At 52.3% G+C, this 13,611-nt stretch carries 6 protein-coding genes; 2 read left to right on the plus strand and 4 right to left on the minus strand.

Annotation, left to right across the window (positions count from 1 at the left end):
• Positions 1-24: 24 nt before the first annotated feature.
• Positions 25-1,179, plus strand: coding sequence for a GerAB/ArcD/ProY family transporter (locus D7M11_RS07965; protein ID WP_158606504.1), 1,155 nt, complete (start codon positions 25-27; stop codon positions 1,177-1,179).
• Entirely contained in the window at positions 1,172-2,320 is a 1,149-nt protein-coding gene (locus D7M11_RS07970) for a Ger(x)C family spore germination protein (protein WP_120746632.1), read from the plus strand. Before D7M11_RS07965 ends, D7M11_RS07970 begins: the two co-directional genes overlap by 8 nt.
• A gap of 80 nt (positions 2,321-2,400) precedes the next feature.
• On the opposite strand, the gene D7M11_RS07975 is transcribed toward D7M11_RS07970, so the two are convergent.
• From D7M11_RS07975 to D7M11_RS07995, 4 genes are all read right to left on the minus strand, one after another.
• Complete coding sequence (locus D7M11_RS07975; RefSeq protein WP_158606505.1) at positions 2,401-6,981, minus strand: fibronectin type III domain-containing protein; 4,581 nt, start codon at positions 6,979-6,981, stop codon at positions 2,401-2,403.
• Between the two features lie 628 nt (positions 6,982-7,609).
• Positions 7,610-8,677 (minus strand): response regulator, encoded by a 1,068-nt coding sequence (locus D7M11_RS07980; protein ID WP_120746634.1) that lies wholly within the window; start codon positions 8,675-8,677, stop codon positions 7,610-7,612.
• Positions 8,649-11,705: an ATP-binding protein gene (locus tag D7M11_RS07985; RefSeq protein WP_120746635.1), complete on the minus strand. Its 3,057-nt coding sequence runs from the start codon at positions 11,703-11,705 to the stop codon at positions 8,649-8,651. The genes D7M11_RS07980 and D7M11_RS07985 overlap by 29 nt, the downstream gene beginning before the upstream one ends.
• Positions 11,706-12,282: 577 nt before the next feature.
• On the minus strand, positions 12,283-13,575 hold the full coding sequence (locus D7M11_RS07995) for a VTT domain-containing protein (RefSeq protein ID WP_120746636.1): 1,293 nt from the start codon (positions 13,573-13,575) through the stop codon (positions 12,283-12,285).
• Positions 13,576-13,611: the final 36 nt, after the last annotated feature.

The raw sequence follows: 13,611 nt of genomic DNA on the forward strand, positions 1-13,611 counted from the left end.
CAGCGCCCCAAAAAGGCGGAAACAGTGTCTGGTAAAACTTTCCTGATTAGCAACCGGCAGTCCGGCGCAATTATCGCAAGCTCGCTAATTGGCGTAGGGGTGCTTACACTGCCTCGCGATATGACACAAACTGCCGGGGAAAGCGCATGGATCGCGACGATCGGCGGTGGGCTGATTGCAATGTTCGGTATGGCGATTATCGTTATACTGTCCAACCGATACCCCGGAAAGTCGATCATCGAATATGCGGCAGACGCGCTTGGTCCAGCCAACCACCCTATGATCGGGCGACTGCTCAGCTTCCCGATCTTTCTGGCTTTGTTCCTATTTTGGGGCTCATCTACAGCTATCGTCGCACGCACGTTTGGGGAAGTCGTCATCACAACCGTACTTACGAAGACGCCGCTCGAGGTTATCATTTCCACGATGCTGGTAACCGGCTTCGTACTCGTCATGTACAACGAGGAGGTGCTTGCCCGGGTCAACGAAATATTGCTACCGATTATTGTCATCCCCGTTCTCGTCATCGCACTTTCTTCACTGCAGAGCGCCAGGCTAGACAATTTATTGCCGGTTTTTAACGGCAATTGGGGCGGCTTATTCAAAAGCATACTTACAACATCGGGTTCGTATTTGGGGTTCGAGATAATGGCCGTCTTATATGCCAAAGCCGAAATGTCCGACAAGCGGATGAGCGGGAGCATGGTTGGCCTCGCAATACCAAGCTTTATCTACGTCTTGATCGTCGTATCCGGTATTGCCGTATTCGGCGTCGAAGAAATTCAATTGCTCGCATGGCCAACGCTGGAGCTGGTCAAAACGACGGCAGTTCCCGGACTCATTTTGGAAAGGCTCGAGTCCGCTTTTCTCGGCGTGTGGGTCGCAGCTGTATTTACGAGCGTCGGGAACATGTACTTCACTACGGCTGTCATCGCCAAGCAAGCACTCAAGCTGCGCTCGCACCGATGGATCGCCGTTTGCTTGCTTCCGTTCTTTTATTGGCTTTCCCTTCGCCCGCAGAACGTGCAGGAGTTGTTCCAATATCAGAATTGGTCCGGCAAATTCGGCATTTTTATCGCTTTTGTCGTTCCCGTTCTACTTTTAATCATCTCCTTGCTCCGGAAACAGCGCGGAAATTCAGGCGAGAACCGAAAGGAAGCGAAACCGTCTTATGAATAAACCGTGGCGAGCGGTACGCCTAGTTGTCTTGCTGAGCGTTGCGGTGCTTCTCTCGGCAGGCTGCTGGGATCGTAGAGAGATTGAGGAACGGACATCGGTCGTCGCCATTGCGATCGACAAATCCAACGAACAGCCCGGTATGATTTTGCTCACGGTGCAAATTCCGATTCCGATTCGAATCGCCGGTTCCGGTCTCGGTAGCGGCGGGGGTGGTGGTAAACAAGCGGTAAAAACAATGTCGGCTACAGGTGTGACGGTCGTCGATGCCTTCCAGAATTTGCAGAAACGACTCAATCAAGAGCTATTTTACGGACATACCCGCATTATCGCCATCGGCGAAGAAGTGGCGAAAGCAGGGATCAGCCAAATACTCGATCCGTTCCGGCGCGATCCGCAAATCCGCCGTCTGTTATGGCCGATCGTGGTGCAAGGTGAAGGCCGCAAGTTGCTGACCGCGACTCCAGCGCTCGAACAAATTCCGACCGTTTTCATTATGACGCTTATCGAGAATGGTGCCCGCAGCGGTCGCATCCCAGACATCAATTTAGGCGATTTTTACATCGATTTGACGACAGGTTCGCGGGAGCCCTATTTGAACTACGTCCAAGTGAATAAGGACGACATTAAATGGAGCGGTGTCGCTTTATTTCTGGACGACCGCATGATCGGTACTTTGGACGAACGGGAAACTTGGCGGGTCATGCGAGTTCGGGAAAAAAAGGACGGCGGCAGCATCGCGTTTCCATACAAGGGGAACCCTGCCCATTTGGCGACGATCAACACGGAATTCGTCAGATCCAGCAAAAAAGTAACGTTCCAAAACGGTAATCCAGTCGTCCGGATTACCATCAAGATCGAAGGAAACTTGCTGGAAAAGACGTTCCAAGCCGATTTGAAAGACCCGCAGACGATCCGCCAAATAGAGCAGGATGCAGTCCGTTATTTAGAGGAAAATACGGCGAAGCTCGTTCATAAGCTGCAGAAGCAATACAAAACGGATGCCCTGGGTATCGGTTCCTACATTAAGGCGTACCATCCGACTGAATGGAATCGGATGGACTGGAAGAAGCAATTTTCCGAAGCGGACATTCATATCGGGTATATAGTCAAGCTGCGTAATACCGGTATGGAACTGCATTGATGAACGGATGGGGGTAAACGAAACGACCGGCCGCAAATTGCTGACCGGTCGTTTCGTTGTTATATGGTTCGCAAGCGATCTTAGATTAACCCTGCTTTTTGCAGCAGCCGCTGCACGATGGCAGCCGTCTCTGCCCTAGTCATATTCGCCTGCGGCCTTAGCTGGTCGCCGCTACCTTCAATAATGCCATAGCGGATATGGAGCGCTGCGGCAGACGCGGCCCAATCGCTTAACAGGCTCGAATCGGTAAACGCTGCAAGCAGCTTTACCTGTTGACCGGAAACGGCCTGTGTGTCCATCATGGTCAGCGACATCGCTTTATACAGAATAGCCATCGCTTCCTGCCTCGTGATTTTCCGGTCCGGACCGAACGTGCCGTCCTCGTAGCCTTGCACCAAGCCGTATGTGGCAGCGACGGAAACGGCCTCGTAGCTCCAATCCGACGTTTTCATATCGGTAAACGCCGGAGCTTTACCCGCTGTCCGAAGACCAAGCGCCCTGACGACAATCGCCGTGAATTCCGCCCTTGTAATCTCCTGGTCCGGCTTGTACTCACCGGCCTTTACTCCGTTTACGACCAGACGCGACGCCATATCCTCGATACTTGCTTTGGCCCAGTGTCCGGCAATATCATCAAACGTTTTTACGTTGTAGATGACCGCATAGCTGCTGTTCGTCAAGCTGTTGATTACCGCATAGTACTTCCCGTCAAGCTGCGTCACCTTTGTCGGCACATGTGCAAGCGTACCATCCGCTTTCAAAACGACGCCCGTCGTAATTCGAGTCGGATCTATGCCCTCTGGCAGGGCGATCATCCGTTCCACGTAGGTGTCAAACTGAGTTGCCTCCATGACCTGATCGCCGTAAACCGCTCTTACCGTAAAATCGTACGGCGGTATGACCACAGTAAGTTCATCGTTTGCAGCGGCATTCCGCACTACTTGCGCCGTACTGGAAGCCGAGACAGCCACTTCGATTCGGATCGTAATGTTTTCAAGCGCTACGGTTTTACCGAGCTGTTCCGAAATCGCATCGATATTGATCTGAGAGGCCGGAATGCTATAGATGGCATACGGTGTTTGGATCTTTACAATTCCTTCTTTTTGTTCCAGGCTTTTCACCATGCGGCCGTTCAGCTCGCCGACAATCGTGGCCGAATCGGCCGTGACCGGAATCGTAATGACGGTGCCCGTCCCCTCGGCCGCAAGCTTCTCATCCAGCTTCTTCGGATCAAGCGTAACGGTGGTGACTTGCCGGTCGTTCACCGTTGTTGTCGTCGTCATCCCGGCATTCTCCGCTTTTCCGTTTACGTACACGATGACGGCTGTGTCCGGTTTATCGGAAGGTGCGGTCGGTGTGGACGGTACGGATGGTGTCGATGGTGCCGATGGCTCAGGCGACGAGTTTTCCTCTCCGCTTCCGCCGCTGGAAGGCGCGCTTGGCGTAACGGCGCCCGATGATTCGGAAGCAGCGCTGCCGCCCAATTGGTTGATCGCCTTGACTGTAAACGTATAAGCGGTGCCGTTCGTCAGTCCTGTCACGACAATCGGGCTTGCCGTTCCGGTTGCCTTCAAACTGCCGGGCGATGCCGTCACTTCATAACCGGTAACGGCGAATCCTCCGTTATCGGTCGGAGCCTTAAACGCAACGGTCGCTTGGCCGTTGCCCGCCGTAGCAGCAACTTCGTACGGAGCGGAAGGAACGGTGCCCGGTACGGCGCTTGTTTCGTTCGATGCAGCGCTATCCCCGCCCGTATTTTTCGCTTTAACGACAAAGTAATATGTCGTTCCGTTCGCAAGCCCCGTTACAGAATGACCGTAAACCGAGCCGCCTACCGTAGCTGCCTCCGATCCGTACTGGCCGGAAGTCGTGCCAACGTAAATTTTATACCCAAGCGCTCCGCTGACCGGGTTCCAGGAAAGCGTAACTTGTCCATTGCCTGCAGCAGGGGCTTGTAATACCGGCACTCCCGGCAACGACGCTTGAGGCGTTGCGCTTTTTTCGTTCGATGCCGCGCTGTCCCCTCCCGTATTTATAGCTTTCAGGACAAAGTAATACGTCGTTCCGTTCGTCAGCCCCGTTACAGGATGACTGTAAACCGAGCCGCCTACTGTCGCCACTTCCGCCCCATACTGGCCGGAAGTCGTGCTAACGTAAACTTTATACCCAAGCGCTCCGCTGACCGGGTTCCAGGAAAGCGTAACTTGTCCGTCTCCCGCCGCCGTAGTTTTCAATACCGGCACTCCCGGCAAAGCCGCTTGCGGCGTTGCGCTTTTTTCGTTCGATGACGGGCCGTCGACTCCGACGTAATTGGCTTTGATTACAAAATAATACGTCGTTCCGTTCGCCAGCCCCGTTACCTCATGACTGTAAACCGAGCCGCCTACTGTCGCCACTTCCGCCCCATACTGACCGGACGTCGTGCTGACGAATATTTTGTATCCCGTCGCTCCGTCGACCTGGTTCCAAGATAGCGTAACTTGTCCGTCTCCCGCTGCCGGAGTTTTCAGTACAGGCGTTACGGCTTCTGTAATCTGATCGTCTGCAATCGGGAGCCCTGTCCATTTGAGAACGCGGTTGCTGCCGTCGACCTCTACTACATACAAGTATTGACCGTTCGACGCTTCCATGTTGCTGTTCGCTGTCAACGTTTGCGTATACCCGAGGACAGCCGCGTCTGCTCCGACCACTGGCTGCGTAAAAGAGCCGGCCCCGCCGATCACGTAATTGTAGCTGCCGCCGGGAAGTTGGATCACCTTCGTCGTCCCCGGAGTTGTCCCCTTCGCTAGCACGATGCCGGATAATGCCGGCGCCGCTGTTGCAATCTGGTTATCCGTTACTGCAATATCCGTCCATTTCAAAATGCGGTCACTGCTGTCTACTTCAACCACATAAAGATGCTGGCCGCTACGAGCGGGAATGTTGCCGTTTAAGGTGAGCGCCGAGAGGTAGTTCAGCGCTTCCGCGTCCTCTCCTTTAATCGGCTGCTCATACTCGCCAGCTTCTCCGATCGCATATTTGTATGTGCCGGAGCCCGGCAACAACGTTGCTCTTGTTGTGCCGGCAAGCGTACCCGTTCCCCACACCAAACCGTTTAGAGAAGGAGCCAGCTTCGCGATCTGCTCGTCCACAATCAGAAAATCGCTCCACGCCGTAATCCGGTTGCTGTCGTCGATCCGGGCGGCGAACAGATGCTGACCGCTAGTGACAGGTATATTGCTGTTCCACACAAGCGAATTCATATAGCCGAGTTGTACGGCGTTGGCCCCGATAACCGGATGTGTAATGGAGCCTGCTGTGCCTAAAACATACCTATAAGTTCCCGTGCCCGTCAACTGTATAATCCTCGTCGTATCCGGCACACTGCCTGGTCCCCATACGAGGCCGGTGATCGGAGGGGCTGCTTCGGCAATCAGACTGTCGGCTATCGGAATGCTGGCCCATTTGAGAATCCGGTTGCTGCCGTCGACCTCCACCACATATATGCGTTTGCCGCTGTACATGGTGAAATCAACGTTTTTCTGGAGCGTTTCGGTATAGACGGCTGTGGCATCATCGCCTACCATCGGCTGTGACAGCGTACCCGGATCGTCGATCGCATATTTGTAAGTGCCGGTGCCGGGCAGCACTGTAGCTCGAGTCGTACCCGGCGTGCTGCCGATGCCCCAGTTGATGCCGGTCAGATCAGGCGCTCTCTGGGGGATCGAAACGCTCACTTCCTCCGAGTAGGAGCTGTCCCCGTCGGCATTGTTTGCCTTGACCGCAAAATAGTAGGTTTTCCCTTCCTCCAGACCGGTGGCCGTGTAGCTTCCATCCGTGCCGGGAACTGTAGCGAGCGAAGCGGAACCATAGGTACCCGCTTGGGTGCCCATATAAACTTTATACTCCGTGATCCCGTTTCCAACTGTCCAGCTAAGTGTCGCCGAATCGTTTCCGTTTCTTGTAACCTGTACGCCTGCAGGAGCGGGCGGTCCTTCCTTATACACGGACACTCTGATTTTGCCTGAGTACCCCCAAATCAAATAAAGCCGGTCGTCCGTTGGGACAAAACTGCCTTCATAAGTATTCGCACTCGATTCCAAACCGCTGTTGGCCGGTGTCCAACTCGCCCCATCATAAAATGCTGCTTTTACAACCATGGAGGGATTGGCCATGTTCCAATTCAACCAACTGGCGAACAGCTTGTTATGAAAGACGGTAAGAATCAAGTTTTGCTGATTAAAGCCCGGTGTTTTCGGGAATATTCCGTCCCCCACATTACTCCAGCCATTGCCGCCATAAGCTTTTATTTTAAAGTCGGCATTGTCTTTCCAAACGACATACAACAGACCGTTATAGGCTTGAATCTGCGGTACGAGGACCATCGCCATCGAGTCGCTGATTCCGTTCGTGCCCGACACATTCTCCCAGACGCCGTTTGCGGGTCGCTTTATGACAGGAAGATAGTAGGCATTCGGACTCAATGTCTGCTCGCTCCACGTCAAATAAAGCTCATTGTTATAAACGGAAAAAGCCGGATACGATGCCCCGCTATTCGATTTAAGGGAATCTATAGTTTCGCTCGTCCACGTGGTACCATTATATTTCCTAAGTTGAATTTTGCTGGTAGACGGACTGCCCTCGGCCCACGCCACATACAAGAAACCGTTGTGTGCCATCATGGTAGGCATCCGCCCCAGCCTGTTGCCTGCAGACCCGTTGAGAGGAGTCGGGGTCGGGTCGTTGGTTGTTGACACCCAGTTATTTCCCTGCAACTTTTTTACATAAATCGCCTTTTGTGGGTAGCTTCCGACTTCCTCTTCCCAGCTTGCATAGAGTTCATTGTTATAGACAGCCAACAATGGGGCGGATCCGACTTGACTGGCATTCACATTCAACCGTGTTCCGCCGTCTGCGGAGACCCATTGCTCGCCCTCCAATTTCATCACTCGAATCGAAACAGTAGAGGACATCATATCCTGCTCTTGGAAAATCACATACAATTGATTGTTAAACATGACGGCATGCGGTATAGCTGCGCTCTTAAAAGTAGATGGGGGATTTGTAGTGATTCCCCCGTTGTCAATGGAGGTCCATCCAGGACCGCTTTGTGCATGTCCGATAGAAGGCTGGACAGCGATCCAAAGCAACAGGATGCCGAGCATCGAGACGATAAGTTCCCTCCATATAGGTTTTCGTTTTGGGTTTGCCATAGTTTGCTTTCACCTCGTTAGTCATTATGGATGCCGGTTCTCGGCCAGAATCCAATGTAACAAACGGGCTCACAACATTTTATCAACAAATTTCGTATCAATCCGACAAAATGCGCTCTTTCATCGTTATCGCTTGCCGGGCGCCGGCCGGGTCACCGGTCCGGTTCAAGATGTCGGCCAGCCTATCGTAATATTCCTCCCTATTCGGCTCAAGTCGGATCAGCCTGCGAAGAATCGCGGACCGTACGTCATCCGGCGCTTTGTCCAGAGCCTGCGTCATGCAAGATATCCATTTCCCGCGCAGCTCCATTCTGCGGGCGTTCGCCCATGGATAATGCTCGGTCTCAAAATAATCGCCGTCGTAAAGCTGCAGCGTTTCTAACAATTCCTCTCCGGCAAGGCCGGTCTCCAGCTTGTCCGATAGCCGGTCGATATCGCTTTGGATAACAGATTTATTGATCCAGTACCGCTCGTCGCCGTGCATCACAATGTCGGGGTACCCTTCCGACTTGAACATGACCCGCAAATAATAAAGAGAAGTATGGAGCAGCCGCTGGCTTCGATCAGCCGGATAGTCCGGCCACAGTTCCTCCTGAATGCCATACCGGTAAACCGGTTGACCTTGATAATGCCAGAGAAGAGCGAACAGCTCTTTTGTTTTTTTCGTCCGCCACGTCATCAGCCTGCCGTCCGTCGCGTACAGCTCCATGCTTCCAAGCACCTTGAGCGATAAGGCTGCCTCCCCGCCTTCACCGGTTTTCCCCTCCATGACGGGAGCCGCGTCGTTTGGCTTTGCCTTTTTCTCCTGCAAATCCGCAAATCGGGATAAAGCTTTGATCAGCCGTTCCTTGGCGACAGGTTTGAGCAGGTACCCGATCGCATTCGTATCGAAAGCGTCGATCGCATATTGATGATGTGCGGTCACATATATAATTTCGGCGTCCGGACAGCGGTCGAACAACAATTCGGCGGCTGCAAGACCGCTAATTCCCGGCATCTCGATATCCAGAAAGATCAGATCGGGACGCAAGCGGGCGCATTGTTCGAGCGCTTCGGAAACGAGCTGGAATTTGCCGGCAACCGTGACGCCGCCAATCTCCGCAAGCTGAATGTCCAGGACGTCCAGGGCAATTTCTTCATCGTCGATCAGGATGGCTTTCCACATGATGATCCTCCGTCAAATAAAACGTAATTTGGGTTCCCAAGCCCGGTTTGCTTGAAATGTTCAGCTTCCGTCCATACTTCATTTGCAGCCGGCGGTTTACGTTGTCGATTCCGATTCCGGCGGCCTGCCCCTTTTCGAGCATAGCCAATTGGGATTGCTCCATACCCGCTCCATCGTCCTCCACGGTAATTTCCACGCGGCCGTCGCCTCGGCGAACGATAAGATGCACGGTTCCGCCCTCCGGCTTCTGTCCGATACCGTGACGAACCGCATTTTCGACAATGGGCTGCAAGGTAAGCGGCGGCAGCATACACTGCACGTTTTCATCGATACTGTACTTAACCTTAAGCCGCTGGCCGAAACGAAGCTGCTCGATCGCCAGGTAAGCGCGTACCAGTTCCAATTCCCGCTCCAGCGGCACCGTCTCGCTTTGGAATACGAACGTGAACTTGGCGCGGAGATAAATCGTCAAGTGATGGATCGTTTCCCGAAGCTTATTCGGATCTTTATAACTGAGTCCAAACAAGGCATTCAGGCTGTTGTACAAAAAGTGCGGCGTAATTTGCGCCTGCAGGAAGTCCATTTCCCGGCGAACCGCCTGCTCGGAGGAGCTTTTCATCGCAAGCAGCGACTGTACGCGCGCCTTTAATTCCGCAAGCTCGAACGGTTTCTGCAAAATATCGTTGGCCCCGGCCGCAAAGGCGGCTACGATGTCTCCGGTTTGACCCGAGGCGGTCAGCATCAGCACCGGAAGCTCGGCGAGCCCGTGCAGCGAGCGGATTTCCCTGCATACGTCCAGCCCCGAAACGCCCGGCATCATCAAATCCAGGAGGACCAGATCCGGCTTCTTGCCGAGCAAGGCCGCCAGCGCCTCCTCACCGCCGCCGACTGCCGTATAGGCATGCTTCATGGAAGCGACCGCATCCATCGCTACTTTCAAATTGGAAGGCTCGTCGTCGACGATCAGAATATGGAATCCCGTCCCCGTACCGGCTGTCGTCGTGCCGGAAGCGAGAGGTGTAGCCGTCTCCGCGCGATAATCGGCCGCCACTGCAGCCTCATCCACGATGTTTGGAGCTATCGGCAAGGTGAACGTAAACCGGGAACCTCGGCCCGCTTCGGATTCCACTTCCAATTGACCGCCCTGCAATTCGACCAGTTGTTTGGAAATGCTGAGACCGAGCCCTATGCCGTCGCGCGAATCGGCGCCTTCCTCGCCATATTGGAAGAATGGCTGGAACAGACCGCCCATCACATCCGGGGGTATGCCCCTTCCCGTATCCGCAATCGAGACGGCCAGCATGTCTCCCCGTATTTGTGCCGATATGGACACCGTGCCGCGATCGGTATATTTCAGTCCATTCTCCAATACATTATGTAAAATTTGCCGCAGACGATTTTCGTCGGCCCAAACAAAGGGAAGTGCGGAAGGCAGCTCGTTTACAAGCCGAACTTCGCTCTTCACGGGTGCGATCGATAACGTCTCGATGACGAATCGGGTCGACATGTTTAAATCCACGGGTTTCGGATGGATGGCAAGCTGACCGTGCCGAATCCGGTTCATGTCCAGAATATCGTGTACCAAACCGGCCAGCCTTCGCCCGATCAGATGAAGCAGCCGTATGTTTTCGCGATGTTCCGGTGATAACGGCTTCTCCTTGTTGTCGAGCAGCGTCTGCGACAAGTTGATGATTCCGTGCAGCGGGGTGCGCAGCTCGTGAGACGTTTTCGCCAAAAACTCGTCTTTTTGACGATCGTATACGATCAGCTGCTCCGCTAGCCGCTCGCTCTGCAGGAACGCCTCCCGAGCACGCTCGGACATGAGAAACGATTGCGACAAAACGAGAAGCAGCGGCGTTACAATCATATAAAACGGGTTGTCCAGGGCAAGCTGGTAGCGCGTTTGGGCGTAAACCCAACTAATAATAAGGAAAAATACGCCGAGCAAAATGTAGGAAACCTGCCCCCCGCGATGACGGTAGCGGAACATCCAAACAAAAATGAAAATGAAAGCGACGACTTGCAACACGATTCCAGGCCACAGAATCTGTACCAGATAATGATTCGGGATTGCGACGAGTCCCGCAAGATACGCGTAAGAAACCCGGCGAAGCGTCTTAAATCCTAAGCCTCCCCTATCGCCCAAGTACAGGCGGACATAGTGGATGAAAAAAAAGATGGAGCAATAAGGGAGAATAAAGAGCATCTTCTGCAGCAAGGGGAAAGAAATCGCCGGGAGCATGGTCGCCATAACGATCTCGTTGTCGATGCTGAGGAATACCCCCATCGTCAAACAAAACAAACTGAAAAACAGCAAATAAGGCTCCCGGCGCCACTGCTTGAACATCCCGGCGAAATAAATGCCGAATACGAGCATCGTCGTAATGACAATCATGTCCGCCAGACGGGCGTTATCTCGTCTAGCCAGTACGTCTGCCGTTAAACCGAATTCCGGCGCTTGCACCAAACCGCCTGCCATATACCGGTGGCTGGCCACTTGAACGAGAATCTCGATCGTATTCGTATTCGCTTTGATCGTACCAAAAAACGGAAGGTTGCTCGGAATAAACCGATCGCTTTGCAAATCCGGTTTTCCGGTACCTCCGAGGTCCTCCCCCGCCATATACACATGGCTCGACATGCGAATCTTTTTGCCTCTGAGGCTGTAATAATCCGCCTCGCCGCTCACCCGAACTTGCAGACGGTACGTACCCGCGCCGTATCCGCTGCCGGATGAAACGATGTCCTTCCAGCTTCCGGGAACCTGGATCGTTCGGCGCACCGCTTGTACCCACTTTCCGCCCGGGCTGAAATCTTGCGGGGTCAGCAGCTCGTTCTCATAAAACTCCCATTCGCCCCGCAGCGGAATGATCCCCTGCTTCGCAAAATCCCATCGTGCTGCGTCCAATACGCCATCCTTCGCCTCCGGATATTGAAAGGTAGGATTTAGCCATTGGTAAATAAATAATAGGGTAGCGACGGCAAATACCCCTATCATGCCGATGAGTACCGCCAGTTGTTTTCTCATTGAACCCGTTTACCGTCCTATCTGTTTACTTTCAGTGGTCATACTACAAGTATAGCATTCCTGTCGTCCGCCTTTTATCGGGAATTATTCACTAGACAATCTACCAATCAACTCATCTACTGCTCGCCCATATTGATTTTCAAAGTGTGCCCAATCATTCCCTTTATGTCTTACATAAATTGGAGCCTTAAAAAGAGGAGTTGATATTGTGGTACGTATCCTTGATAAAGCTGCCGTCCAGACACTTAGCCGCTTCAACCCGGCCAAATCGTTTACGATTCGACGTTCCCCGCAAAAATCTGGCATAGCATCAATTCCAATACGGATTCCAGCAAATTCTCAACCGAACCGGGTAGATTTGGTGGTATCCGTTGGTGTCAGAGGTATCACAGGCATTGGGCAAATTCGCTTTAGAGTCTTTCGCGGTAAAACAGAAATTTTCAACACACAGCAAGGGATCGAATATCCCACTTGGCAAATTCATACCTCTTGCTGCCACTATATTTGCTTTCTCTTTCTTACTTTCTCCCCTCTTCCACACATGGTCAGCCCCCTACCGAAACGGATGAACCAGAAATCATGTCATAAAATCATTATTTCGCAACAAACGAAAGATTTCCAGCAGAATGACATTGAAGCTAATCCAAGCCCCGCCAAACACATACCCGGCCACGACATCGCTCGGATACTGAATATTAAAGAAAATGCGGCTGATGCCCACAAATAAACACAACAAAAGAACAAGCATCAAGGCGGTGATTCGTACTTTTACATTTCCATAGTGACGGACCAATAGAAATGCTGCGAATCCACACACGGTGAGTGACAGTAAAGTTTGTTCACTGGGGAACGTATAAGGAAACCCGAGACCTGCTAACGATGGGCCGGATCGATGAAACAGTAACCGAAGCCCTTCATCCAGCGCTTCCCCCCCGACAATGACGACAGCAAAGAAAGTCAATTCCAATGCTCGATTTTTTCCTTTCGCCAGAATCCATACGATTGTGAAAAGAATTAATGGAGCAAATACGTAATACGTGCCCAGCATCGCAAAACGATCCATCCATCCGGTCCAGCTTGGACCGAATACCTCATGAACGATATAAGCGGTGATTTCGTCAAACAAAGCGAACTCATTAGCCAAAAAGTCTTGGATCAATCCGAGCATTAACGAAAAAAACAATACAAACCCGGCAAAAGCAGATAGCAAGATAAACTTTACTTTTCCCATCGTGTGAAAACGTCGAATCCCTTTTTCAAGAAGGGTGGTGACACTGGCGATCAGCTTGTCCTTATAAGTTCGATACAGATAAACCAAACCAACCATAGCCGCAGCGAGGAGAGCGCCAATAAACAAATAGCGATTGATGGTATGATGGTACAACTCCCATTTCGGCCCCAGTACTTTACCGAGCGATATGAACACACTCGTCCAAAAAAATGCTCCAAGATAGGCGAATGCCGCGTACTTTCGAAATGCGATGCGCGTCGTACCCGAAAAGTACCCGGTGATATGACGAACGCCGGGTATAAAATAAGCAATGAGGAGTACTTTATTTCCGTATTTTTGAAACCAACGGGATACCTTATCCAGCTTATCCGGGCCCAAATGAATACGGGCACCGTATTTTTCAAAAAAGGGCATACCAAGACGGTATCCAACCCAATAGGATAACGTCATGCCTACCGATGTCCCTACTCCAGCGCTGACGATGGCAAACAGCCAATTCAGCTTTCCTTGAAACACCAGCAGTCCGGCATAACTCATGAGAACTTCTCCCGGCAAAGGTAAGGCCAGCATTTCCAGGAAAAGGGCAAAAAAGAGGACCCAGTATCCATAATGCTCCAGCCAGTATGTTAAAAAGGACAACGTGATCCTCCCCCTTATTTCTGAGTGCTCTTCTTA

The organism is Paenibacillus ginsengarvi (genome assembly GCF_003626695.1).
GTDB classification, from domain to species: domain Bacteria; phylum Bacillota; class Bacilli; order Paenibacillales; family NBRC-103111; genus Paenibacillus_AB; species Paenibacillus_AB ginsengarvi.